This window comes from Dietzia sp. NPDC055340, from assembly GCF_053645335.1.
Window position 1 is genome coordinate 83,789 of record NZ_JBSHML010000001.1, and the last position, 25,551, is coordinate 109,339.

17 protein-coding genes and 1 tRNA gene are annotated in these 25,551 nt (G+C 70.7%); 11 read left to right on the forward strand and 7 right to left on the reverse strand.

The features are described 5' to 3' along the window. Nucleotides 1-158 precede the first annotated feature (158 nt). Nucleotides 159-2,495, reverse strand: coding sequence for a DEAD/DEAH box helicase (locus ACWIFB_RS00385; RefSeq protein WP_452100376.1), 2,337 nt, complete (start codon nt 2,493-2,495; stop codon nt 159-161). A gap of 236 nt (nt 2,496-2,731) precedes the next feature. Between ACWIFB_RS00385 and ACWIFB_RS00390 the strand changes: the two genes are divergently transcribed. The 3 genes from ACWIFB_RS00390 to ACWIFB_RS00400 all read left to right on the forward strand — a co-directional run bounded on the left by ACWIFB_RS00390 (nt 2,732) and on the right by ACWIFB_RS00400 (nt 4,407). Beyond that, nucleotides 2,732-2,935 (forward strand): cold-shock protein, encoded by a 204-nt coding sequence (locus ACWIFB_RS00390; protein WP_230929865.1) that lies wholly within the window; start codon nt 2,732-2,734, stop codon nt 2,933-2,935. An 87-nt stretch (nt 2,936-3,022) separates the two neighbouring features. Further along, on the forward strand, nt 3,023-3,610 hold the full coding sequence (locus ACWIFB_RS00395; RefSeq protein WP_452100375.1) for a hypothetical protein: 588 nt from the start codon (nt 3,023-3,025) through the stop codon (nt 3,608-3,610). An 11-nt stretch (nt 3,611-3,621) separates the two neighbouring features. Further along, on the forward strand, nt 3,622-4,407 hold the full coding sequence (locus ACWIFB_RS00400; protein ID WP_454056945.1) for an NRDE family protein: 786 nt from the start codon (nt 3,622-3,624) through the stop codon (nt 4,405-4,407). Nucleotides 4,408-4,597: 190 nt separating this feature from the next. Here ACWIFB_RS00400 and ACWIFB_RS00405 read toward each other — a convergent pair whose 3' ends face one another. Both ACWIFB_RS00405 and ACWIFB_RS00410 read right to left on the reverse strand, forming a co-directional pair. Then, nucleotides 4,598-5,668, reverse strand: coding sequence for a 2-oxoacid:ferredoxin oxidoreductase subunit beta (locus ACWIFB_RS00405; protein ID WP_452100373.1), 1,071 nt, complete (start codon nt 5,666-5,668; stop codon nt 4,598-4,600). Nucleotides 5,669-5,693: 25 nt separating this feature from the next. Beyond that, entirely contained in the window at nt 5,694-7,673 is a 1,980-nt protein-coding gene (locus ACWIFB_RS00410) for a 2-oxoacid:acceptor oxidoreductase subunit alpha (RefSeq protein WP_454056946.1), read from the reverse strand. A 245-nt stretch (nt 7,674-7,918) separates the two neighbouring features. Between ACWIFB_RS00410 and ACWIFB_RS00415 the strand changes: the two genes are divergently transcribed. After that, nucleotides 7,919-9,637, forward strand: coding sequence for an alpha/beta fold hydrolase (locus tag ACWIFB_RS00415; protein WP_454056947.1), 1,719 nt, complete (start codon nt 7,919-7,921; stop codon nt 9,635-9,637). Nucleotides 9,638-9,971: 334 nt separating this feature from the next. Next, nucleotides 9,972-12,935, forward strand: a complete 2,964-nt coding sequence (gene topA / locus ACWIFB_RS00420) for a type I DNA topoisomerase (protein ID WP_454056948.1) — start codon at nt 9,972-9,974, stop codon at nt 12,933-12,935. A gap of 320 nt (nt 12,936-13,255) precedes the next feature. On the opposite strand, the gene ACWIFB_RS00425 is transcribed toward topA, so the two are convergent. Then, nucleotides 13,256-14,833, reverse strand: a complete 1,578-nt coding sequence (locus tag ACWIFB_RS00425; RefSeq protein WP_452100370.1) for an adenylate/guanylate cyclase domain-containing protein — start codon at nt 14,831-14,833, stop codon at nt 13,256-13,258. Nucleotides 14,834-14,905: 72 nt separating this feature from the next. Here ACWIFB_RS00425 and ACWIFB_RS00430 point away from each other — a divergent pair, with 72 nt between their 5' ends. The 3 genes from ACWIFB_RS00430 (at nt 14,906) to ACWIFB_RS00440 (ending at nt 17,472) form a co-directional block, all read left to right on the forward strand. Further along, the gene (locus ACWIFB_RS00430) at nt 14,906-16,117 is read left to right on the forward strand and encodes a DNA polymerase III subunit delta' (protein WP_454056949.1); all 1,212 of its coding nucleotides are present in this window, start codon (nt 14,906-14,908) and stop codon (nt 16,115-16,117) included. Between the two features lie 131 nt (nt 16,118-16,248). Beyond that, nucleotides 16,249-16,324 (forward strand) — tRNA-Thr (locus tag ACWIFB_RS00435). Between the two features lie 260 nt (nt 16,325-16,584). Beyond that, nucleotides 16,585-17,472: a DUF1542 domain-containing protein gene (locus tag ACWIFB_RS00440; RefSeq protein ID WP_452100368.1), complete on the forward strand. Its 888-nt coding sequence runs from the start codon at nt 16,585-16,587 to the stop codon at nt 17,470-17,472. 17 nt (nt 17,473-17,489) lie between these two features. On the opposite strand, the gene ACWIFB_RS00445 is transcribed toward ACWIFB_RS00440, so the two are convergent. Further along, a complete protein-coding gene (locus ACWIFB_RS00445) occupies nt 17,490-18,332 on the reverse strand; it encodes an HNH endonuclease family protein (RefSeq protein ID WP_452100367.1) in 843 nt (280 codons plus the stop codon). A gap of 133 nt (nt 18,333-18,465) precedes the next feature. Here ACWIFB_RS00445 and ACWIFB_RS00450 point away from each other — a divergent pair, with 133 nt between their 5' ends. The 3 genes from ACWIFB_RS00450 to ACWIFB_RS00460 all read left to right on the forward strand — a co-directional run bounded on the left by ACWIFB_RS00450 (nt 18,466) and on the right by ACWIFB_RS00460 (nt 23,563). Further along, nucleotides 18,466-20,280 carry a hypothetical protein gene (locus tag ACWIFB_RS00450; RefSeq protein ID WP_454056950.1) on the forward strand — a complete coding sequence of 605 codons (1,815 nt, stop codon included), beginning with the start codon at nt 18,466-18,468 and terminating at the stop codon, nt 20,278-20,280. Nucleotides 20,281-20,363: 83 nt separating this feature from the next. Continuing rightward, the gene (locus tag ACWIFB_RS00455) at nt 20,364-22,538 is read left to right on the forward strand and encodes a DUF6541 family protein (protein ID WP_452100365.1); all 2,175 of its coding nucleotides are present in this window, start codon (nt 20,364-20,366) and stop codon (nt 22,536-22,538) included. Nucleotides 22,539-22,624: 86 nt separating this feature from the next. Then, nucleotides 22,625-23,563 (forward strand): NAD-dependent epimerase/dehydratase family protein, encoded by a 939-nt coding sequence (locus ACWIFB_RS00460; protein ID WP_454056951.1) that lies wholly within the window; start codon nt 22,625-22,627, stop codon nt 23,561-23,563. 15 nt (nt 23,564-23,578) lie between these two features. On the opposite strand, the gene ACWIFB_RS00465 is transcribed toward ACWIFB_RS00460, so the two are convergent. Both ACWIFB_RS00465 and ACWIFB_RS00470 read right to left on the reverse strand, forming a co-directional pair. After that, nucleotides 23,579-25,159 carry an alpha/beta hydrolase gene (locus ACWIFB_RS00465; protein ID WP_454056952.1) on the reverse strand — a complete coding sequence of 527 codons (1,581 nt, stop codon included), beginning with the start codon at nt 25,157-25,159 and terminating at the stop codon, nt 23,579-23,581. Further along, nucleotides 25,156-25,545, reverse strand: coding sequence for a hypothetical protein (locus tag ACWIFB_RS00470; protein WP_454056953.1), 390 nt, complete (start codon nt 25,543-25,545; stop codon nt 25,156-25,158). The genes ACWIFB_RS00465 and ACWIFB_RS00470 overlap by 4 nt, the downstream gene beginning before the upstream one ends. Between the last annotated feature and the right edge of the window lie 6 nt (nt 25,546-25,551).

A 25,551-nucleotide genomic window follows, 5' to 3' on the forward strand; every position in this document is an offset into this window, starting at 1 on the left:
TGACCTTCAGCGAACTCCGGTCGTCTTTCCTGGTGGGTCGCCGCAGATCGTTGCGCTGCCGTGCCACTAGCGTTGTGCGCGGACGGGATTCGGCCGCACGGATCGGTAGATGAGCCCGCCACCACCGTTGTCGTCGTCGCACAATCCGGCACCACCGACTACGCGGCGCCGACCTCAGTCAACTGCCCCACCACCTCCGCCAGGAGCGCGATCGCACCCGGCTTGGAGAGCGGATCGTTGCCGTTGCCGCACTTAGGGGACTGGATGCACGACGGGCACCCCGACTCGCATTCACAGGACCGGATGGCCTCCAGCGTCGCCCGCAGCCACGCCTCGGCGCGCCGGAACCCGCGCGCGGCGAAGCCGGCCCCGCCCGCGTAGCCGTCATAGACGAAGACCGTTGGCAGGCCGGTGTCCGGGTGCAGGGCCGTCGACACCCCGCCGATATCCCAGCGGTCACAGGTCGCGACCAGTGGCAGCAGCCCGATCGCCGCGTGCTCGGCGGCGTGCAGCGCGCCCGGCCAGTCCGCTTCCTCCAGCCCCGCGACCCGGAGCAGCTGTGGGGTGACGGTGTAGACCACCGCGCGCGTGGCCAGCGTCGTCTCGGGCAGGTCGAGAGGGGTCACGTCGAGGATCTCCCCACCACGCAACCGTCGCTGGTAACCGGTCACGCGGGTGGTCACCTCCACGTCGGCGAAGGATAGGGTCACCGGCCCGGCCGGAACCGACTCGAGCGTGGAGATCAGGTCGATGGTCACCTGCTCCCGCGCCGACGTGGTCCACTCCGGCTCCTCGGGACGGCACAGGGCCAGCCCGTCGTCGAGATCCAGTTCGTCCACCACGAACGACTCGCCCTGGTGCAGGTACAGCGCCCCCGGGTGGACCTGAGAGCGGGCCCGGACCGAGTCGATGGTGCCGAGCATCCGCCCGTCCAGGGTGTCCACGATCATGACCTCCGCCCCGCCGGTCCCGCGGATATCGACCTCGGCATGCGGAGCGTGGTCGTCGGCGGAGGGATACCACCCCGCCGGCCGGCGTCTGACCAGGTTGTCGTCGGCGAGCGCCTCCAGTACCTCCGTCGCGCCCCACGCGGCGGCCTCGGCGTGCGACATCGGTCGCTCACTCACCGCGCACCGCAACTGGCCCGCCAACAGCACCGGGTTACGCGGATCGGTGACCGTCGCCTCCACGGGGCGCCCGAGCAGCGCCTCGGGATGGTGCACGAGGTAGGTGTCGAGCGGGTCGTCGCGCGCCACGAGCAGCACCAGCGCGCCCTGGCCACGGCGTCCCGCACGGCCGGCCTGCTGCCAGAACGAGGCGATCGTGCCGGGGAATCCGGCACTGACCACGGCGTCGAGCCCGGAGATGTCCACGCCCAGCTCGAGCGCCGACGTCGACGCCACCCCCACCAGCGCGCCCTCCGCCAGGTCTCGTTCGAGCCGGCGGCGGTCGTCGGCCAGGTACCCGGCGCGATAGGCGGCGATCCGCCCGGCGAGCTCGCGTCCGCGCGCGCCGTGGTCCGTGGCGAGCTTCTCGCGGGCACGCAGGGCGGTGGACTCGGCGCCCGCCCGGGAGCGCACGAACGTCAGTGTCCGCGCGCCCTCCGCGACGAGTGAGGCCATGAGCGTCGACGACTCCACCGGCGCCGGCCGCCGCACCGGGGCGCCGTTCTCCCCGGTGAGCCCCTCCATCAGGGGTGGTTCCCACAGTGCGACGGTGCGGCCGCCCTGCGGCGAGGCGTCGTCGGTGACCTCGACGCAGTCGCGGCCGGTGAGGGTGCTCGCCGCGGCCGCGGCGTCGGAGGTGGTGGCCGAGGCCAGGACGAAGGTGGGATCGGCGCCCAGGGCACGGGCGAGGCGGTCGAGCCGGCGCAGGACGAGGGCCACGTTGGAGCCGAACACGCCGCGGTAGGAGTGACATTCGTCGACGACGACGAAGCGCAGCCCCCGCAGGATGCGCGTCCACTGGCGGGCGCGGCCGAGCACCGAGAGATGCAGCATGTCCGGGTTGGTGACGATCCACCGCGAGTTCTCGCGGATCCACGGCCGGGCATCGGTCGGGGTGTCGCCGTCGTAGGAGGCGGGGGCGACGTGGGCGAGGTCGGGGACCGCGTCGACCAGCGAGATCACGGACGACAGCTGGTCCTGGCCCAGCGCCTTGGTGGGGGACAGGTACAGCACGCACGCGTTGCGGTCCGCCGCCAGTGCGCTGAGCGCGGGCAGTTGGTAGCCCAGCGACTTGCCGGACGCCGTGCCGGTGGCCACCACCACGTCGCGGCCGGCGTGGGCGTGGTCGGCGGTGGCGACCTGGTGGGCCCACGGGCGGTCCACTCCGCGGCCGGTCAACTCGTCGACCAGCCCCGGGTGCGCCCACCGCGGCCAGTCGGCGTGGCGGGCCTCGCGGGCGGGCAGGTCCACGGCGTGGGTGAGCGGGGACGAGTCGGCGGGCAGCTGGTCGAGCAGATGCCCCAGGAGTTCACGTCCGTACGTCGTCACCCCTCGACCGTAGAGGGAAGCGGGGGCGCGTCGGGCGGTGGCGTGGGCGTGAACCGGCGACGAACTTCCCTTATCCACGAGCGACCTGCAGAGATCGGTTCTCCCGCGGACGCTCTCGTGATCTACTGGACGCGGCCGTCTCATCCACCTCGGATTCCGGGGTGGGGGCGCCGGCCCGACGCGCGTGGCCATCCCGCGAGTCGCATCTGGCAGTACGGAAAAGGAATGCAGTAAACATGGCACAGGGCACCGTCAAGTGGTTCAACGCGGAGAAGGGCTACGGGTTCATCGCCCCCGAGGACGGTTCCGCCGACCTCTTCGTCCACTACTCCTCCATCGAAGGCAGCGGCTTCAAGTCGCTCGAGGAGAACCAGCAGGTCGAGTTCGAGGTCGGTGAGGGCCAGAAGGGTCCTCAGGCGCAGGCGGTCCGCGCGCTCTGACCATCCCGGTCGATCTGGTCGAGGCCCCCACCGCATCCGCGGTGGGGGCCTCGCATCGTGTCGGAGGGCGGCCGTAGGCTCAGGCGCGTGACGCAGCTGTCGTTCTTCGCCGCGGACTCCCACGTCCCGGAGCCCGCGGATCTGGAGGGTGCGCTGGCCGCCCGGGGCCAGTCGACGCTCACCGACGCCCTGGCACAGGTGTCGGTGGCTCTCGACGCGCCGTGGCGGGCGGATGCGCTGATGTCGCTGCTCGCCGAGGCCGGCCTCAATCCTGTGCGCGCGGAGGCGGACCGGGACGGGCGGTGCACGGTCTCCACGGGGCGATCGGCGGCGCTGGTCCCGGTCGTGCGGCGGTGGCGGCGGGGCGCGGTCTCGGCGGTCCCGGCGGGGTGGACCCCTTCAGCGGGTGCGCTGCGCGTGTGGTTTCTGACCGCGGGACGGATCACCCCGGGTGGTGTCATCGAGCTGGGGATCGACGCCGGCCCGGAACAGCACGCCCCGCGGCGGGCCGCCCTGGGGGAGTCGCTGGACCGCGTCGGTATCCGGTCGACCTACATCGGTTCGAAGGGCGGTGGGCCGATGCTCAGGCTGGGGACCGCGCGGGCTCGTGCGCGGCTGGCCCAGAACCTCGGGGCGGCGCCTGCCGAGGTCCCCGAGGGGTGCTGGCCCGGGTAGCGTCTGTTCGTATGTGCATGCTCGTCGTGGCGCGTCGGGTGCATCCCCGATATCCCCTCATCGTCGTGGCCAACCGCGACGAGGTACTCGACCGGCCCACCGAGCCGCTGCACGAGTGGACCGCCGAGCGCGAGGGGACCGCAGGCATCGTGGCCGGGCGGGATGTCACGGCCGGCGGGACCTGGCTGTCTCTGGCCCCCGGCGGGCATTTCTCGGCGGTGACCAACTTCCGCGAGCCGGGCACGCCGCCGCCGTCCGATGCCTCACGCGGCGAACTCCCCGTTGACGCTCTCGCCGGGCCGGTGCCGACGACCGACTATGTGCGCCACATCGCCCCGGACCTCGACCGGTACGCGGGGGTCAACCTGTTGGCCGGGGATCCCGACGAGCTGTGGTGGGCGTCCAACCGGTCCCGTCGCGGACCCGAGCGGCTGGGGGAGCAGGTGCACGGCCTGTCCAACGCCGCGCTGGACACGCCGTGGCCGAAGGTCACCGGGGCGGCAATCGACGTGCAGCGCTACGTCGACGACGACGCCGTCTCCCACCCCGACTGGTCCACCCCGCTCCTCGACCTGCTCGCCGACCGCCGCAGAGCCCCGCTCCACCGTCTTCCGCGAACCGGCGTGCCCCTGACCCAGGAGTGGCGACTTTCCTCGCGGTTCGTCCGCGTGGGTAGGTGGTACGGCACCCGGTCGACCACCGCGATCCGGATCGACGAGCACGGCACCACCGATGTGGTCGAGCGCACTTGGGACGCCCGCGGGCGGATCGCAGGGACGGCGACGGCCCGGGTCTGAGACGCGGGGCCGCCCGCCCCGTCCCGTCCCGCCCCGCGCCTCGCCGCCTCGTGCCTCGGCGGGTTGCAAGACACCGCCCCACAGTTGCAAGACCTCCGGTGCGCAATACACGGCCAGGTTCGCACGAGATGCCTTGCAACTGGAGGGCGTTGTCTTGCAGCCGGGGAGGGCCGCCCGGCCGGGGTTCAGGTCAGGCGACGGTCCAGGTGTTGGGGCCGTCCAGGAGTGCCTGGAGGTCGCCGGGGGCGGTCTCCTTGGCGGTGGCGACCTGGGCGCGGGCCTGGTCGTCGTAGGTCGGGCGGTGGATCTGGCGGATGATCCCCATGACCGTGTACTGCAGATCCTGGCTGGACAGGTTGGCCAGTGCGTGCGCATAGGCGGGGTCGTCGGTGTGGGCGTCGTGGACGATGATGTCCGCCTCGTCCACGTCCGCGGTGGCCGCAACCTTCAGCGAGAATCCGTTGCGCACGACGCAGTGCTGTCCCTCGTCGCCGAAGACGATCTTCTCGCCGTGACGCACAGGGATGAGGTGGTCGGCAGCGTTCTCCTTGCGGAGGATGTCGAAGGAGCCGTCATTGAAGATCGGGCAGTCCTGCATGATCTCCACAAAGCTGGTGCCGCGGTGCACGGCGGCGGCTTCGAGGACCTCGGTCAGCCCCTTACGGTCCGAGTCGAGCGCGCGGGCCACGAAGGAGCCCTCGGCCCCCAGAGCCAGCGACAGGGTGTTGAACGGGTGGTCCAACGAGCCCATGGGGCTGGATTTGGTGACCTTGCCCGTCTCGGAGGTCGGCGAGTACTGGCCCTTGGTCAACCCGTAGATCCGGTTGTTGAACAGCAGGATGTTGAGGTTGACGTTGCGACGCAGCGTGTGGATGAGGTGGTTGCCGCCGATCGACATGGCGTCGCCGTCCCCGGTGACGACCCACACCGACTGATCCTCGCGCGTGGTGGCCAGGCCGGTGGCAATCGCCGGGGCGCGGCCGTGGATCGAGTGCATGCCGTACGTCTCGAGGTAGTACGGGAAGCGGCTCGAGCAGCCGATGCCGGAGATGAAGGTGATGTTCTCCCGCTTGAGGCCCAGCTTGGGCAGCAGGGAACGGATGGTGGCCAGGATGACGTAGTCACCACAACCGGGGCACCAGCGCACCTCCTGGTCAGAGGTGTAGTCCTTGGGCTTCTGCGGAGCATCCGTCTTGGGAACATGCGCCAGCGCGTCCAGCGGCAAATTGGTGCCGACGAGTCCGGAATCGGTACTTGTCATGGGTATCCTCTCCTCGCTCGTGATGTCAGCGGCGGTTGGCGGTGGTGGTGCCGGTGGCGGTAGTCCCCAGGCGGCGGTTACTGGCGGCGGGCTTACCGGTGGTGGTGGCCACGCCGTTGAGCGCCAGGCGGTACTTGTCGTGCTCGGCGTGCGTGAGACGGCCGGCGAACTCGGCCTCGATGGCCTCCTGCAGCTCCTCGGCGGAGAATGCCATGCCCTGCACCTTGGTGATGGGCTGGATCTCTGCCGGGAAGCGGGCCTTGAGCAGCATGGACAGCTGGCCGAGGTTCATCTCCGGAACCAGGACGCGGCGGTACTGGCCCAGGACCTCGCCGATGTTGGCGGGCAGCGGGTTGAGGTGTCGCACATGGGTGCGGGCGACGCGATGTCCGTTGGCGCGGGCGCGGCGCACAGCCTCGCCGATGGGGCCGTAGGACGAGCCCCAGCCGATGACCAGCACGTCCGCCTCGCCCGAGGGGTCGTCGACCTCGAGGTCAGGAACCTCGATCAGCGCGATCTTCAGTGCGCGGATACGGGTCATCAGGGCGTGATTGTCGCCGGTGTAGGAGATATTGCCGGTGCCGTTGGCCTTCTCCAGGCCGCCGACGCGGTGTTCCAATCCCGGGGTGCCGGGGATGGCCCAGTCGCGAGCCAGAGTCTCCGGGTCACGGGCGTAGGGCAGGTACTCAATAGCATCCTCGCCCTCGGGCACGCTGGCCAGGTTCTTGTCGATCCTGGGCAGGGCCTCCACCTCGGGCAGCAGCCACGGCTCGGAGCCGTTGGCGATCGCGCCATCCGAGAGCAGGATGACCGGCGTGCGGTAGGTGACAGCGATTCGGGCGGCCTCGCGGGCGGCGTCAAAGCAGTCGGCGGGCGACTGCGGCGCCACCACGGCGACCGGCGATTCGCCGTTACGGCCGAACAGGGCCTGTAGCAGGTCGGACTGCTCGGTCTTGGTGGGCAGACCCGTCGACGGGCCGCCGCGCTGGACGTCGATGATCACCAGCGGCAGCTCGGTCATCACCGCCAGGCCGATGGCCTCGGACTTGAGGGCCAGGCCGGGGCCGGAGGTCGAGGTGACCCCCAGGGCGCCGCCGTAGGAGGCACCGAGAGCGGCGGCGACGCCGGCGATCTCGTCCTCGGCCTGGAAAGTGGTCACGTCGAACTGCTTGAGCTTGCTCAGCTCATGCAGGATGTCCGAGGCCGGGGTGATGGGGTAGGTACCCAGGAAAACCGGCATCTCGGCGGAAACACCTGCAGTGACAAGGCCGTACGCCAGAGCGGTGTTGCCCGTGACCTGGCGGTAGCGGCCCGACGGCAGCTTGGCGGGCTGGATCTCGTACTCCGAGGCGAAGGCCTCGGTGGTCTCGCCGTAGTTCCAGCCGGCGCGCAACGCGAGGATGTTGGCCTCGAGGATGGTCGGCTTCTTGCCGAACTTGTCCTGCAGGAACGTCTCGATGGACTCAACCGTGCGGCCGTACATCCACATGAGCAGACCCAGCGCGAACATGTTCTTGCAGCGCTCGGCGTCCTTCTTGCCGATGTCGACCGATTCGACGGCGCCGATGGTGATCGTGCCCATCGCGACCTCATGGACCTGGTAGGCCTCGAACGCGGGCGATCCGAGCGGATTGGACTCGTAGCCGACCTTGGTGAGGTTGCGCTTGGTGAACTCGTCCGAGTTGACGATGAGGATCCCGCCCGACGGCAGGTCGGCGATGTTCGCCTTGAGCGCGGCCGGGTTCATGGCCACCAGGACGTCGGGACGGTCACCGGCGGTGAGGATGTCGTAGTCCGCGATCTGGATCTGGAAGCTGGAGACACCATGGATCGTGCCCTGCGGGGCACGGATCTCGGCCGGGTAATTCGGCTGGGTCGCCAGGTCATTGCCGAAGGCTGCTGCTTCGGAGGTGAATTGGTCACCAGCGAGCTGCATGCCGTCACCAGAGTCACCCGCGATACGGATGACCACCTTGTCCAGCCTGGTCTTGGACACATTGCCCACCGCTGCTGACCTCCGTTGAGTCGTGATGATCGGGCTGAACGGGTGTGTCCGTTCAACCACCGACGGTACGCCGGTTCCGGCGTGCCTTCCGGCCACGTCAGATTCCGCAGAACTGTAACAGGTTACAGTTCGCATCCGTGGCTGCTCCTCACAAGTGTAGACCGGTCTGTCTATGTGAAGCCATTCCGCGGGCTGGTCCGATGAATTCGCCGTCGCGGCGCAGCGACGATGAAAGACTTATCACTATGTCCCCAGTTCGTGAGAGAGCGTCAGCCGGCCTCGTTGTCGCCGTCGCCACCACCTCTATCGCCACTGTCCTCCTGCCACTTGCGGTTCCCGCCGCGGGGGCGACCCCGACCGCGGCGGTCGCCCCCGTGGCTGCAACCGCGGCGACCGGCGTCGACACCCTCACCTGGGCTGCGTGCCCGGCCAGTTCGCCGGAGGACGAGTTCTACGGGATGCCCCGCGCCGACGTCCTCTGCGCCACAGTCCCGATCCCCCTCGATCACTCTGACCCCGGCGGCCGCAAGGTCGACGTGGAAATCCGCCGGATCACCGCCGCCGGGGACCGGACCGGAACCGTCTTCGGGAACCCCGGCGGGCCGGGCGCCGATGCGCGGACGCTCTGGTACTCCGCTATAGACGCGGCCCAGGACTCGCCGATGGACACCATCCGGCGGGACCACGATCTGGTGGTGGTGCAGCCACGCGGGCTCGAGGGGGCCGGCTCGCTCGAGTGTGCGCCCGACCGGGCGGGGGAGCTCAGCGCGGTCGCGGCGGCAAAGGCGTGCATGGACGCCGACTCCGAGCTCGTCTCGTCGATCACCACAGAGAATCTCGTCCGGGACCACGAGTACGTGCGTCAGGCCATGGGTCTGGGTCGCATCACTTACTTCGGATACTCGTACGGCACCGCGATCGGGATGATGTACCAGACGCTGTTCCCGGAGAGTATCGAGCGGATGCTTCTCGACTCCTCGGTCGGCCCCACCGAGACGTGGTGGTACGACTTCCACCGCCACCAGGCCGAGAACCGCCACCAGGCTCGCGACTACGTTCTCGGGTGGATCGCACAGAACGATGCCACGTACGACCTCGGCGATACTCCGCTGAAGGTCTACCGCCGTATCCACGAGCTGGATCTGACGGAGGGACGGGCGGCCGCACGGTTCCTGCCCCCGCCGGCACGGCCCGGGGACGAGATCGTGGGGTCGCTGTCCGGCGGATCGGCGGGAGCCTCGGCTGAACCCTTCACTGCCGGATCGGCCGATGCGTTGACCACCGGGTCGGCCCGGCTCGACAATGCGGCGGCGGCGTCCTCCGGGGCGTACAACCGGGACGTGGAAGGGGCGAAGGGATACTTCACCGTGCTGGACGCGAACAGTAGGAACCCGTCGGTGTGGTCCGATATCGCGTGGATCATCTCGGCCAAGATCCACGGCACAGTGACCGACCCGCCGACCCCGGACGAGTTGGAGGAGCAGGTCGCCGAGGGCCTTCCGGTCCCGGTGATGACCTCTGACACCCAGACCTACTTGACGATCCTCAACTGCAACGAGACCGCGCCTCCGTCGGGGACCCCGCTGGCAGGGGTGTTGCTGGGGAGCAGCGACTCCGTGGGCAGTACGCGAGAGGACTCGTGGGCGCTGGAGGAGCAGACCCCGTACTGCCTGTACCCGCCGTCGACCGTGCCGCCCCGTATCGTCGCCAACGAGATGGCCGCGCCGCCACTGATACTGCAGTCTGACCACGATCCCAACACCCCCGGCATGTTCGGACCGTCCACCGCTGCGGCCACCGGAGGCACGCTGGTCCGGATCAGGGGTACGGTGCACTGTCACTTCGATACCGGAAACCTCCGGGTCGATGCAGTGGTCTTGGACTATCTGCACACCGGGGAGGTCCCGGAGGGGCTCTACCTGGACACACCGGTGCCGGCGCCGGAGCCGGCACCGTGGGTCTGAACCCCGACGGGTGTGAGGCCGCGGGAGCGGCGATGGTGGGTCGGACCGTAACGACGACGACGCCAACCGCGGCGTCGCCGTCGCCGTCGCGGAGAGTTCGAGATGAGGCCCATATATAAGGCACCTGGGCAAGGGTCCGGCTCACATCGGCGGACCGGGACGAAACCCGCCGAACGGGGGCAGGCGCTCCCGACGGGCAGGTTCGGGTTTCTCGCCGGGCGTCGATAGCCTGGTATGAATTTCTATAAGAAGGCCCCGGCGCGCGTACCGTGACCGGGACCGGCGGTCGGTGGCGCGCGTCGTCGATGAATCAGCGCAGGTTGGGAGCAGTTCAGTGGCGAGCAAGCAGGCAACATCGGGCGGCAAGCGGAGCCTGGTGATCGTCGAGTCCGCCACCAAGGCCCGGAAGATCCAGCCGTACCTGGGGTCCGACTACGTGGTCGAGGCCTCCGTCGGTCACATCCGCGACCTGCCCAAGGGCGCCGCGGACATTCCCGCCAAGTACAAGAAGGAGCCGTGGGCGCGGCTGGGCGTGAACCCGGACCACGACTTCGAGCCCATCTACGTGGTCAGCGCCGACAAGAAGAAGAAGGTTGCCGAGCTCAAGAAGGAGCTCGCCGGGGTCGACCAGCTGCTGCTCGCGACAGACCCCGACCGTGAGGGCGAGGCGATCGCCTGGCACCTGCTCGAGGTCCTCAAGCCCAAGGTCCCGGTCAAGCGGATGGTCTTCCACGAGATCACCAAGCCCGCGATCCTCGCCGCCGCCGAGAACACCCGCGAGCTCGACACCGACCTGGTCGACGCCCAGGAGACCCGCCGCATCCTCGACCGCCTCTACGGCTACGAGGTCTCGCCGGTGCTGTGGAAGAAGGTCATGCCGCGTCTGTCCGCCGGCCGCGTGCAGTCGGTGGCGACCCGCGTGATCGTCGAGCGCGAGCGGGAACGCATGGCGTTCATCGCCGCCGACTACTGGGACATCACCGCCACGCTCGCCACGCAGGGATCGGGCGGTGGAGACGCCGGCGAGCCGCGCAGCTTCACCGCCCGCCTCTCCGCCGTCGACGGAGCTCGGGTGGCGCAGGGCCGCGACTTCGGCCAGGACGGCCGGCTCAAGGCGACCGGCGCGGCCAAGGACTCGGTCGTGCTCGGCGAGAAGGCCGCGCGGGCGTTGGCCGGGGCGCTCGAGGGTGCCGACTTCGTCGTCGACTCCGTGGAGTCCAAGCCCTACACACGACGCCCCTACGCGCCGTTCATGACCTCCACGCTGCAGCAGGAGGCGGGCCGCAAGCTCCGCTACACCTCCGAGCGGACGATGCGCATCGCGCAGCGGCTGTACGAGAACGGCTACATCACCTACATGCGAACCGACTCCACCACCCTGTCCGAGGGCGGCATCGCCGCCGCTCGCGCGCAGGCGACGGAGCTCTACGGGAGCGAGTACGTCTCCCCCACACCGCGCCAGTACACGCGCAAGGTCAAGAACTCGCAGGAGGCGCACGAGGCCATCCGCCCCGCTGGCGAGTCGTTCGCCACGCCCGGTCAGCTGCACAGCGTCCTCGACGCCGAGGAGTACCGCCTCTACGAGCTGATCTGGCAGCGCACCGTCGCCTCCCAGATGGCCGACGCGCGCGGCACGACCGTCAGCATCCGGATCACCGGGCGGGCCGGCACCAACGATTCCGGCTACAGCGACGCCACCTTCGCCGCGTCGGGCCGCACCATCACGTTCCCCGGTTTCCTCAAGGCCTACGTCGAGTCCACCGACGAGACCGCTTCGGACAAGCAGATGGCCGACGACGCCGAGCGGCGCCTGCCCCGCCTCGACGAGGGGCAGCACCTCACCGGCTCCGAGCTGGTCGCCGACGGCCACACCACCAGCCCGCCGTCGCGCTACAACGAGGCCAGCCTCGTCAAGGCGATGGAGGAGATGGGCATCGGACGCCCGTCGACCTACGCCAGCATCATCCGCACCATCCAGGACCGCGGCTACGTGTACTCGCGCGGTAACGCGCTCGTGCCCAGCTGGGTCGCGTTCGCGGTGGTCGGCCTGCTCGAGCAGAACTTCGGTCGGCTCGTGGACTACGACTTCACCTCGCTGATGGAGGACGAGCTGGACGCGATCGCCGAGGGTCGTGAGAACCGCGACGACTGGCTGCGGCGCTTCTACTTCGGCGTCGGCGAGGGCTCCGGCGCGGGTGCGGGCGGCGGCGACGACGCGAACTACGCGGTGGGCCTCAAGAACCTGGTCGACGTGAACCTCGAGGCCATCGACGCCCGCAGCATCAACTCGATCCGCGTCTTCGACGACTCGGAGGGGCGGCCCGTCCACGTGCGGGTCGGCCGCTACGGTCCGTACCTCGAGCGCATGGTCGCCGGCGAGGGCGGCGCCGAGGAGTCACAACGCGCGAACCTGCCCGAGGGAATGAGCCCCGACGAGCTCACCCTCGAGGTGGCAGAGAAACTCTTCGCCACCCCGCAGGACGGTCGTCCGCTGGGCGTCGACCCGGCGACCGGGCACGAGATCGTGGTCAAGGACGGGCGCTACGGCCCGTACGTGACCGAGAAGCTCCCCGAGGCCACCGATGCGGAGAAGGCCGAGTGGGCCAAGAAGGTGCTCGCCGAGGCCGATGCCGAGAAGAAGCGGATCGACGCCGAGCGCGAGGCCGCCATCGCCGCCGCGAAGAACGACGACGAGATCGCCGAGATCAAGAAAGCGGCCACCAAGTCCAAGTCCGCGGTCACCCGCAAGGCCAAGAAGGACGCGGAGAGCCCGACCGGGCCCAAGCCGCGCACTGGCTCGCTCATGCAGTCCATGGAGCCGGCAACGGTCACGCTGGAGGACGCGCTCAAGTTGCTGTCACTGCCGCGCGTCGTGGGCGTGGACCCGGACAGCGGCGAAGAGATCACGGCGCAGCTCGGCCGCTACGGCCCCTACCTGAAGAAGGGCACCGACTCGCGCACGCTCGAGTCGGAGGAGGCCGTTTTCTCGGTGACGCTCGAGGAGGCCCTGAAGATCTATTCCGAGCCCAAGCGTCGTGGTCGCCAGGCCGCGCCCAAGGCACTGCGTGAGATGGGGGTCGACGAGGTCTCCGGGAAGCAGATGCTGGTCAAGGACGGCCGCTTCGGACCGTATGTGACCGACGGCGAGTCCAACGCCTCCCTGCGCAAGGGTGACACCGTGGAGACGCTCACCGACGCGCGGGCCTCCGAGCTGCTGTCCGAGCGGCGGGCCAAGGCCCCGGCCAAGAAGACCCCCGCGAAGAAGGCCCCGGCCAAGAAGAAGGCCGCGGCGAAGTAGGCCCCGGCGATGTAGGCGTCGGCGATGTAGGCCTCGGCGAAGTAGCGGCCGCGCGCCGCTGGCCCCGGGCTCCCGCGTCCTGGGCCGTTGGCCCTCGACACCTCGGCCTGCGCCAGGTCGTGGGCCCCTGCGCCGGTTGCCGGACATCGCCCCGCAGTTGCCGGACATCCGGTGCGTTCGGGGGGCGATTTTTCGCACATTCTGTCCGGCAACTCGTCTGTCATGTCCGGCAACCGCTGCCCGGCAACCGCCGGGCCGGCAGGGCGTTGCCGTCGGGCCGGCACGGTCAACCGGGGCGGCCCTCGGGCGGGCAAGGCTGGTCAGTCTGTGGCGTTGTCCGCAGGCGCCGGGCGCAATGCGACGTTCCCCGCCTGCCAGCGGTCGGCGAGAGTCGGGCGAAGGGGCCGTGCGAGCTGGGTCATGACCCCGCGTCCGCGCAGCTCCACGCTGCTGCCGAGCACCCAGCGGGCCACCTCGGGTGCGTCGGCGTGGCGGATCGCCGCGGCCGAGGCCAAGACGTGGCCCTGCTCCATCTTGGCCAGGGTGGTCAGGCGGGCGGCTTCGTTGACCGGGTCGCCGATCACCGTGTACTCGAACCGCTTGGCGTGGCCGATGTGGCCGGCGATGACAGTGCCGTACGACACCCCGATGCCGGCGGTCAGTGGGGCCAGCTCGGAGAGGCGGGACTGGAGCGCGCGGGCCGCCCGGAGGGCGCGTCCGGCCTCGTTGTCGACCTCGATCGGAGCCCCGAACACCGCGAGCAGGGCATCGCCCTGGAACTTGTTGATGTACCCGTCGTTGGCGTCGACGGCCTCGACGGCGATCCGGAAGAACTCGTTGAGCACGGCCACGACCTCGGCGGGCTCGTGGGCGGCGGCGAACTCGGTGGACCCCGTGAGATCGACGAACAGGACCGCGACCTCCCTTTCTTGTCCGCCCAGCTCCGTGCCCCGCTCGAGCGCGTTGCGGGCCACGTCCTCGCCGACGTAGCGGCCGAACAGGTCCTGGATGGCCTCGCGCTCCTGCAGGCCGGTGACCATCTCGTTGAAGCCCTGGGCCAGGCGGCCGACCTCGGAGCTGTCGTAGATCGTCAGACGGGTCTCCAGATCGCCCTTCTTCACGCGCTGGACGCCGTCCTGCATCTCGCGGACGGGGTCCGCGATGGAGTCGGAGACCAGCCCCATCCCGATGGCACCGGCGATCACGGCGACGCTGGCCAGGACCGCCAAGGCCACCAGGATGTGGTTGGGATCCCTGCCGAACAGGCCGAACCAGTGGCCGATGAGGATGAGGATCACACCGGCGATAGGGATCACCGTGGTCAGCGCCCAGCCGAGGAAGATGCGCCGGCGCACGCCGGGGACGTGCTTGCTCGCCGGGACGCCCCGGGCCAGCGCCCGGACGGTGATCGGCCGCATGATCCGCTCGGCCTGAAGGTAGGAGATCAGGCACGTGGTGGAGCCGCCGAGGAGGCTGGTCACCGCGACGATCAGGGCCAGACGGGGGGAGTGGCCGACATTGACGGCGACGAAAAGCAGCGTGCCGATGACCCACATCGCGCCCGAGATGAGCGCCTGATGGAACGGCAGACGCAGGGTCCGGGAGCGGATCTCATCGCCGAAGTCCTGGCCCGAGCGGTCGGCTCGCAGCACGGGGAGCAGCAGCAGCGTGGAGGCGATCACCCCACCGATGAACGCCAGCACCAGATAGCCGATGAACAGGTACTGGTTGAGGAATCGGAACTCCTCCAGGTCCAGGAAACGATCCATGGGGATGACGAAGCGCAGGAACGCGAACACGAAGACCGCGCCGATGATGTTGGCCTGCACCATCGTCAGCGCGTAGACGGGCCAGGGAGTGGCCCACAGCCACCTGAACAACCTGACCCAGCGCTCCATTGCACCCAGAGTAGTTCGCGCCGGTCATCCCGGGAACGTAGGTGTGTCGGAGGACGGCGATAAGGTGGGGCCATGTCCGGGGTGTTCGATCGTCTGGCCGGTCAGGCCGAGGCCGTGGCGGAACTAACCGCAGCGGCCACCGCCGCACGTCTGCGTGTCCCCGGCCAGGGGTGGGACGAGTCGGATGCGCGCATGGTCCACGCGTGGTTGTTCACCGGCCCGCCCGGCAGCGGCCGGAGCGTGGCGGCGATGGCCTTCGCGGCGGCGCTGCAATGCGAGCACCCGGAGATCGTCGGCTGTGGCGAGTGCCGGGCTTGCCACACCGTCCTGGCCGGGACGCACGCGGACGTGCACCTGCTGGCCCCGCAGGGTGTCAACATCTTGCTCAAGGACGTCAAGGAGACCATCCACCGGGCCGCGAGCCGTCCCGGGACCGGTCGGTGGCAGATCGTGGTGGTCGAGGAGGCGGACCGGCTCACCGAGCAGTCGGGAAACGCCCTGCTCAAGGTGGTCGAGGAGCCGCCGAATCGCACGGTGTTCCTGCTGTGCTCGCCCACCACGGACCCGATGGACATCATGGTGACCCTGCGGTCGCGGTCGCGGAACGTCGCGCTGCGGCAACCGGATGCCGAGGCGGTGGAGCGTGCGCTGCTCGCCGACGGCTCGATCGACCCGGAACGGGCAAGGTGGGCGGCCTCGGTCTCGTCGGGACATGTCGGTCGCGCCCGGTGGCTGGCGACGGATGAGGCGACCCGCGAACGCCGTGAGGTCGTGCTGCAGCTGCCGATGGTCATGCACAACCCCGGACGCGCGTTCCCGCTCGCGGACCAGCTGGTCAAGACCGCCGAGCAGGAGGCGATCGCGCGGAACACCGAGTCGGACGAGCGGGAGGTCGAGGAGTTGCGCACCGCGCTCGGCGCCGGCGGCACGGGCAAGGGCACGGCGTCCGCGGGGCGCGGTGCGTCAGGGGCGGTCAAGGAACTCGAGCGCGCGCAGAAATCGCGCCGGACGCGCTCCACCCGGGATTCGCTGGATCTCGCGCTGGTCGACCTGGCGGGGTTCTATCGGGACGCATTGACGGCCGCCATCGGGGCGCGCGATGTCGCGCCGGTCCACGCGGACAAAGCGGACGAGGCGGCCCGCCTCGGTGGCCACTATCCGGCGGCGTCGATCCTCAAGGCGATCGAGGCTGTCCAGGACTGCCGGGCGGCGATCGAGGTCAACGTCAAGCCCAAGTTCGCGGTCTCGGCCATGGTCGGCGCCATCCGTGCGGCCCTGACCTGATCGCGGCCTCGCGCGGTCGCCTGGGGTGCTGGCGGGCAGCGTGCGTTGTGGCTGGCCCGGCATCGGGCGGTGCCCTCGTTTTTTCGGTCACGGGCCCCGTCGGATATAGTTGCCTCGCCCCACAAGGGCTCGCCGCGTTAGCTCAGTCGGTAGAGCATTTCACTCGTAATGAAAAGGTCGTCGGTTCGATTCCGACACGCGGCTCCACACCACACCCGATCCCTCGGCCCGCCGGCCGGGGGATCGGTGCTTTCTCCGGGATGATGGCCGTTCCTTCCCGCCCGGGAGCGACCGCCATCGCATGACGACAAGCGCCCGCGAACCACTCGGGCCGGTCGTCCCGGATGGCGCGTTCCGGACCCGCCCTCGGGCGCAGCGGCTCTGACGCCGGAGCGGAGGCGCACGCGATGTCCTGTCGTCGGCGATCTCGGTACGCTCGGTCAGTAGTACCGAGAAAGGTCGCTCCCGTGGAATTCCTCCTCATCGCCGCCGTGATCGCGGTGGCCGTCGCCGTGATCTCCCGCAGTCAGAACAAGGGGCAGACCCAGCTGCAGGCGCATCACAACCGCCACCTGGAGGACTACCGCGCGGAGGCGACCCGGTGGGTCGAGCGGCTCGGTGGCCAGGTGTTCAACATCGACGGCATCGACGACGCCTCCAAGCAGGCCATGGCGGACGCCTCCGAGCGCTATACGGCCGCCGTCACCGAGCTCGAGCGGGCCACAACTCCGGTCCAGGCGCAGCTGGCCAAGGACACCGCGCTGGAGGGGCTGTACTACGTGCGCGCCGCCCGCGAGGCGATGGGCATGGATCCCGGCCCCGAGCTGCCCGCCACCCCCGGCCAGGACCGCGCCGGAAAGGTGACCGAGGACCGCACGGTCGAGGTCGACGGTCGGACCATGAGCGCGGCCACCGGGCCGAGCGACCAGACCCCGCACTACTACCCGGGCGGCGTCGTGGCGGGCCGGCCCGTCCCGGCCGGCTGGTACTCGGAGCCCTGGTGGGCGTCCGCGCTGGTCAGCGGCATGTGGATGATGAGCTCGATGATGATGTTCAACATGATGTTCGCCGGCATGTCGGGCGTCGGATACTCCGGTGAGGAATTCGCCTCCGGCATCGGCGAGGGCGGCGCCGACGTCGGTGACATGGGTGGCGACATGGGCGGCGACGGCGGCGGGTTCTTCGACGGCGGCCTGTTCGGTGGCGACGGCGGTGATGCCGGCGGCGACGCCGGGGGAGACGGCGGCGGGTTCTTTGACGGCGGCCTGTTCGGCGGTGACGGTGGTGGCGACGGCGGCGGGTTCTTCGACGGCGGCCTGTTCGGCGGCGACGGCGGAGGCCTGTTCGACTTCTGATCCCGCGCGGGTCCGGCTCAACAGCCGGAGAGGACCCGGTCCATCGCATCGCGCTCCGCCTGCGTGACCCACAGCCCGTAGCGCTCCTTGACCAACACCTGACGCGAGACGTACGAGCACCAGAACTCGCGCCGCGGCGGCAGCCAGGTCGCCGTGTCGCCGTCCCCCTTCTGCTGGTTGGCCCGACCGGACACCGCCAACAGGTTGAGCGGGTCGTTGGCGAGATCGCGCCGTTGCTCCACGGTGAGCTGCTGCGCCCCCTTCTGCCAGCTGTCCGACAGCGCCACGACGTGATCGATCTGCACCAGCGACGACGTGTCCTGCCCGCGCTGGAACTCGATCCGTTCCCCGGTGTACGGCCCGTTCAGGACGCCGGTGAGCACCACGCAGTCCCGCGTCCCGGGCCGGAACGTGTGCTCCTGCAAGTCTCGCTTGAGGATGTCGTTGCGCGTGTCGCAGCCGTTGCGCCCGAACTCCACGCCCACATCGTCTGACCAGGCCTGACCGAAAAGATCACGGTCGTACCCCGTCTTGGGCGCGCGCCCCTTGACCTCGAGCTGCCCCAGCGCCGCACGGGCCGGCGGGACGAGCGGATCGCCGCCGGGCGCGGGCGCCTCCGGCACCGCTGGGCCCCCGGGCTCACCGGGGGCCGGCTCAGGAGCGGGCGCAGGCGCGGGGTCGGAATCCGGTGACCCCTCCGGCGGAGCGGGCACCGACGTGATGGCCTGCGATGAATCGTCTCCTCCGGTCGCGCTCGGGAAGTCCGTCCCCTCCTCGGCCTCGGCGCACCAGCCGACGCCCGCCAGCACGGCCACGCCGAGGACGACAGCGATGACCGGGCGAGAGGACCGTGAACTCATGCGGGGCACCATAGCCATGCCCTCCGACATCCCCGCCCGCGGCCTGCCGGGGCTGCGCTCGCGCGCGGCAGCGTGGTGCGGCGCGGGTGCGTCTCGGAGACCGTGTCGGAGGGTGCGGCTACCCTGACCCGCGATGTCGCCCACCATCGAGAACCCGCCGCCCCGCCAGTCCTCGCGCGCCGCCGTGTCCCCGCGCGCGTTGGTCGGTCTGTGCGCGGCGATCGTGGTGGTGGCCGCGGTGGTGCGCCTCTGGGTGGCGGCCGCGGGCTGGTTCTACTGGGACGATCTGATTCTGCACAGCCTGGCCGCCGGCTATTCGTGGCCGACCCCGGAGTTCCTGCTCACCGACCATGACGGGCACCTCATGCCCGGTGGGATGGCGCTGGTCTGGATCGCCGCCCACTTCGCGCCGCTGGATTTCCGGCTCCCGCTCGCGCAGATCGTCGTGCTCCAACTGCTCGCCGGCGCCGCGTATGCCCGCATGCTCTGGGTGCTGCTCCGCGGACGGCCTGTATTGCTGGTGCCGCTCATCGCGGGCCTGGCCATCCCGCTCGGCCTGCCCGCGGCCACCTGGTGGGCGGCCGCCCTCAACGTGCTCCCGCTCAGCGCCGCGCTGGCCTGGGCGGTGTCCTCGATGGTCCTGCTCGCCCGGACTGGCCACCGCAGGCATGCCGTGGAGGCCACGCTGGCCACGGTCCTCGGCCTGCTGTTCGTGGAGAAGGCCCTCATCATTCCCGTGGTCGCGGCGATGGTGCTGCTGGCCGGATGGTGGACCGCCGGGGGAGGGCGGGCGGAAATCCTCGATCTCTGGCGGCGCACCCGTGTCGCGTGGGCCGCACAGGCGGTGATCGTGGTGGTGTGGGCGGGGGTCTTCTTCGTCGTCGTCGGACGTCTCGGGGGCCGGGGATCGTTCGGCGAGGCGGAGGGCACACGCCCCGGGTTCGTCGACCTCGTGGCCCACACCTACCGCCTGGCCGTGGTTCCCGCGCTGGGCGGCGGACCGTGGCGGTGGGACCGCTGGCATCCCGGCCCGCCCATGGCCGATCCGCCGGTCGCCGCGGTGGTGATCGGGGTGCTGGCGTGCGCGGCGGTCCTGACGTGGTCGCTGCTCACGCGGCGCCGGACCGGTGCGATCTGGCTGGTCGCCGCGCTGTACCCCCTGATCTCGGTGGTCCTGGTCGCGGCCGGGCGCGCCGGCCCGGACACCGCCGCCGAGATCGTCCAGACCCTCCGCTATCACGCGGAGCTGCCGGTGATCCTCGGTGCGGCCGCCGCGCTCGCCCTGGCCGCACCACGGCGCACGGCGGCGCCGACGCACACGGTCGTAGGCGTGCTCGCGCTCGTCGCGCTGCTCGCGTCGTCGGTGGTGTCGACCGTGACGTTCCGGCAGGTGTGGTCCGAGCAGCCGTCGCGCGACTACGTGCAGCCGCTGTTGGAGACGCTGCGCGACCGGCCGGAACCGATGCTCGACCAGGACGTGCCGTTCGAGGTTCTCCACCCGGTCACGGCGCCCGCACACCGGCTGTCGACACTGATCACCGGCGTGCCCGGGATGCCGGAGGTGGGTACGTGGACCCCCGAGCCGGTCCTCATCGATGCCCTGGGCGCGCTCCACCCGGCCGAGGTGGCGTTCGGCCGGACGCTCCCGCAGGGGCCCGAGCCGGCCTGTGGCCATCGCGTGGGGCCGGACGGGGCCCGGCTCGCGTTGGACGGCCCGCTGCTCGAGAGGGACTGGGTGGTGCAGCTCAACGTGTTCGCCGACGCCGACGGTCAGGTGGCCCTGGAGTTCGATCAGGGTGAGGAGACCGTCGCCCCGGTGCGGGCCGGTCTGGGCACGGTGTTCGTGCGGGTCGAGGGCGGGGGCACGGGCCTCACCGTTTCCCCACGTGAGGGCGTCACCGAAATGTGCGTCGGCAGCGGACCTGTCGGAGTCCTCGTGCCGCGGTGAAGAGATGGCGCAGGGGTGGCCCATAATGGGCTGAACAGTAAGTCGGCGAGGAACGGAGGCGGGTCATCGACATCGCGATGGTCATGGTGACCCTGACCGCGCTCCTGGTGCTGCCCGGGGCGATCGTCGGAATAGCGGCCCAGTTGCCGCTGCGCCTGGCCGTGGCCACGTCGATCCCGGTGTCGTTCGGAATCGCCGCCATCGCGAGCTACGTCTACGGCCGCATCGACGTGCCCTGGACGCTCGCCGGCTACGCGGTGGCCACGGCCGTGACCACCGCGGTGGTCGGTGTCGTGGGCCTGCTCATCACCGGCGTCGGTTGGATCCGACGACGACGGCGACGACGAGCGGCCCGTCCGGCAACGTCCCGCAGCAGACGCAGGAAGCGCACTCGCGGTCGTTCGCGGGCGGCACGCGCCAACGCGGGACGGCCTGCCGCCCCAGCGGGACGGGCCGCGGCACGGGCGGGTCGCCGGTCGTGGTGGTGGCTGCTGCCCGGCACGGCGGTCCTGGTGAGCGCCTGGCTGATCGGCCAGATGATCATCACGGAACTGTCGGCGATGCCCGGCGGCACGGCGAATGTGTTCCAGGGCTGGGACGCGCACTGGCACGCCAACTACATCCGGTTCATCCACGACGAGGGCCTGGCCTCGCCGGACCACGCGGGCGCGCTGCGCTATCCGGAGAACTCGGCGACCCTCTACTACCCCAGTACGTGGCATGCGATCGCCGCGCTCGTCATGGCGCTGCGCGGCATCGGGGCCGTGGAGACGTACAACCTCGTGCAGATCGGCTCCGTTGCTCTGGTGTTCCCGCTCGGCGTGGCAGCGCTGGCGTGGCTGATCACGCACCGGCGGTTCTCGCGCCCGGTGGTGGCCACCTCCGCGGCGGTCGCGGCAATGGCGACCGCGCTGTTCCCGGGACTGCCGTTCATGGAGGTCATGGTGGCCGCGACCCCGTCCGCGGTGGCCAACGGGCTGGCCGGACTGGGTGCCGCGGTCGTGGTGGCGGCGGTGGCCGACCGGCGGCTCATCCCCGCGGCGGCGCTGGGCCTGGTCGGCATCGGTGGCGTCCACCCGTCGGGCATGGTCACCGCCGCGGTGATCGTGCTGTTCTGGTGGCTGTTCGAGGCCCTGTGGCGACCGGTGCGGGGACGCCTGCGCGACTTCCTCGTCCTGGCCGGTGTCGGGCTGGCCGGGGTGCTCACCCTGCTGCCGCAGATTCTCACCGTCTCCGCCGAGGCGGATGACATCTCGGCGTTCGAGTTCGAGATCAACGCCGACAGGGCCGCCACCTGGGGCAAGGCGGCGGCCCTACAAGTGCGCCACGTCGAGGACTTCGGTGTGCGCTGGGTGCTGCTGTCCCTCGCCGCGCTCGGCGTGATCGTGATGCTGCGCCGCCTGGTCCTCTGGCCGATCCTGCTGTGGGGCGGGCTGCTGGTGGTGTGCGTCAACGCGATGGACCACTTCGGCAACTGGACCGGCGGCACGTTGCGTGCCCTCGGCAGTGTCTTCTACAACGACCCGCGCCGGATCGGGGTCGTGATGGCCGTCGTCGTGGCCGCCGCGGTGGGAGTGGGCGTGGGCGCGTTCGTGCAGATGCTCGCGGGCTGGCTGGGCCGGCTCATCGACCCGATCACCGACCCGGACGGGCGTGGGGTAACGGGCCTGCGGGTGGCGGTGGCGCTGGCTGCACTGGTGGGCACCGGCTCGTGGGTCATCCAGACCTCGCCCGAGTACGCGGTCGCGGCCGGGTCGAACCAACGCTGGGGACGGCTCGTCGACGGCCACGACCTGGCGGCTTTCCGGTGGTTGTCCGAGCAACCCCGCGCCTACAGCGGGCAGATCTACACCAATCCGGATGAGGGCTCCGGCTGGATGTACGCCACCGATGGCCTGCCCTCGACCTCGCGGCATTACCTGGCACCCGGGGACACCGCACCACTGACCAGCAGCCTGTTCATGACGCTGGATCAGGCCGGCGTGAACCCCGCGGTGGATGCGGCCCTGGCCGAACTCGGGGTCACCTACGTCTACATCAGCCCGCCCAACTACTGGGGCTTCCAGAAACCCAACCCGCACCTGCTCGAGCTCGACGCGACGCCCGGACTGGTGAAGGTGTACAACGACTCGCAGGTCCGGATCTTCGCGGTACGTGCCGCGTTCTCCGACGCCGAGCTCGCGCAGATCCTCGCCGATTCACCGTTCCCGCCGCACGCCAGGGCCCCGCTCACCCTGGAATCCGAGATCCCGGAGTGACCGCAGCCCCCGTCGGTCGTATCCTGTGCTTCAGGCGTCCAGACGGTCGGCCGCGGCGGATCCGCCGCACACCGGGAGGGGAACACTTGCGTGCACTCGTGACGGGCGGAGCCGGGTTCATCGGCTCGACCCTCGTGGACAGACTGCTGGCAGAGGGGCACGAGGTGACGGTCATCGACGACCTGTCCCGCGGGCGACTCGAGAACCTCGCCGCCGCCCGTGAGGTCGGCGAGCGGTTCGCATTCCACCAGATGGGGCTCACCGATCCCGCGATCGAGGGTGTGGTGGCCGAGGCCCGGCCGGAGGTGATCTTCCACCTGGCCGCGCAGATCGATGTGCGGCTGTCCGTCGAGGACCCGGTGCACGACGCCGAGGTCAACGTCGTGGGCACCGTGCGCCTTGCCGAGGCCGCCCGTCGGGCCGGGGTGCGCAGGATCGTGTTCACCTCCTCCGGCGGCTCGATCTACGGTCCCGTCACCGAGCTGCCGGTGGCCGAGACCCGGGCGGTGGATCCGCTCAGCCCGTACGCGGCCGGCAAGGTCGCCGGGGAGATCTACCTCGAGATGTTCTCCCGCCTGTACGGCATCGAGTGGGCGGGCGTCGCTCCGGCGAACGTGTACGGCCCGCGCCAGGATCCGCACGGCGAGGCCGGCGTGGTCGCGATCTTCTCGCAGCGCCTGCTCGCCGGGCAGCCCACCCGCGTCTTCGGCGACGGCGGCAACACCCGCGACTACGTGTTCGTCGACGACGTGGTGGACGGCTTCGTCCGCGCGTCGCAGGTCGAGGCCGCGGCCGGGCTGCGCTTCAACATCGGCACCGGCGTCGAGACCTCCGACCGGGAACTGCACACCCTGGTCGCCGAGGCCGCCGGCGCCACCGACGATCCCGAGTACGCGCCCGCCCGCCTCGGCGACGTCGCACGCTCGGCGCTGGACGCCCGCCGCGCGGGCGAGGTGCTCGGTTGGAACCCGCAGGTGCCGATCCGCGAGGGAGTGGCCCGCACGGTCGCCTACTTCCGCGACTGACCGGCCCCGCCGCTGCTAACGCCGCACCGACCCGGCAGCGGGGATGTCGATGACCTGCCCGGGTGCCGCCCACACGACTGCGGGTTCGCCGTAGGGATCGTCGTCCCGCCGCAGCCACAGCCCGACCGCGTGGCGGCGGATCATCGGCAGCAGCCGTCCCTGCTCGCCCCTACGCACGCGAGTGTGGCGGGCGTGGATCTCGCGGTCGCACCAGAGCGGTACCCGCGCGCCGAGCATCACTGCCAGCATGGCCCGGAACGCGCCACAGTCCCGATCGAACAACCCGCCATGACCGCGGGTCCCGTAGACGGGCACGTCGTCGTCGAAAAAACCCGCGTCGAGGCGGACCACCCCGTCCGGCAGGTTACGGGTCATCCAGCGGCGGCGCAGCGCGAACCGGGCCTGGAGCAGCTCCACCGGATCGGCCGGCGCGGTGATCGAATAGCGGTGAACCGGTCCGGGGGAGCGCCAGTCCTCGGGGCCGTTGACCCCCACGCCGAGGTCGGGGGAGGCGGCGTAGACGACCCGGTCGGCGCGCAGCCCCATCCGCTCGGCCGTACCCACGATCCGGCCGCCGTACGAATGGCCGAGGACCGTGACCGCGGCGCCGGGACAGTCGATCTCCACCACGCGGCCCACCTCGCGGCAGAAGCGGACCAGACGCGGAGCCATCTCCTCGGCGAAGTCCGGGCGGCCGGCGTCGGCCATGATGTCCTGCGGGAACTCGCCGTCGAGGTAGGCCACGGCGACCAGGCGGCCGGCGGCGGCGTCGACGAGGTCATCGACCACATCCGTGTTGACGTGCGACATGTCCAGGTTGGTGCCCGTGCCCGGCACGTAGACCGCGATCGCCTCGGTGGCGGGGCCGGGCTCACCCACGACCTCGATCATCCGGCCGCCCCGTCGTGCCGAGAAGCCGACGAACGAACGACGCCGGCGACCCGCCCGGCGGGCCATGGTCTCCAGCCGGCCGATGCGCGGGCTCCATGGTGTGCCCGCCACCTGCTCGCGATGCAGCGCCCGACGAACCGACACCGTATTGGCACGGGCGCGTACAGCCCACGGCACGCCGTACGTGCTGCCGACCGCCACGGGCTCGGCCAGCGCCAGCAGGCGGCGGTCGGCGGTGCTCAGGTGCTCGACGGTCGAGTACACCGCGTCAGGCTCGGCCCGGGCCCACGACGCGACCGTGGCGCGGGTGTCGAGGCCGGCGGCGTCGATCGCCTGGCCCCCGGCGGGCCGGATGCCGGTCAGGCGGGCCAGATCGACGAACGCGTTGTCCACGGCACGGTCCAGCGACCGCAGGAGGCGGCCGCGCTCAGGCTCGGGGAGTGGGTGCGGGCCGACGAGATCGTCCCAGCTGTCCTCCGCCAGTTCGACCAGCCGGTACACGCCGGCCAGGAACTCGTCGAGACCGCGGGCCTCGCCGTCGATCGCCTCGGCGAGCGCGGTCAGCGCGGGGGAGTGCACGGGCGCCGAGAGCAGGGCGTCGCGCGCCGTGGCGAGGGCATCCCGGGCCGAGAGCACCTCGGTCGCCAGCCCGAGTAGTCGTGTGACCCGCAGCGGAGGTGGGTTCTCCGGAATCGCACCGCTCACCGCGGCCGCCGATGGGGTTGTTCCGCCGCGATCGCCCGGGCGGCCCGCGTTGCGGACTCCTCGGTCAGCGTGCCGTCCGCGACCGACCCCGCCAGCTCGAGTAGGCGGGAGACCCGAGCGGCGGCGGGGGCAAGGAGTGATCGGAGCCCTGAGTTGACGGTGTCGTCGTCGAACCTGGCAACACCCCCGCGCGGCGCGGCTCCTTCCCCCGGCGCGGCCGGATCTTCCGGGGGCAGTAGGGCTTCGAGGCGGGCGCTCGCCACGCCGAGCCGATCCCGCAGCCGGGCGGCCTCATCGACTTCGGCGGCGGTGCGGGAGGCCTCGGTGTTCTCGCAGGTCCCGGCTGTCTGCGCGGAATCCGCGTCCGGACCCTTCGCGGGATCCACGACGTG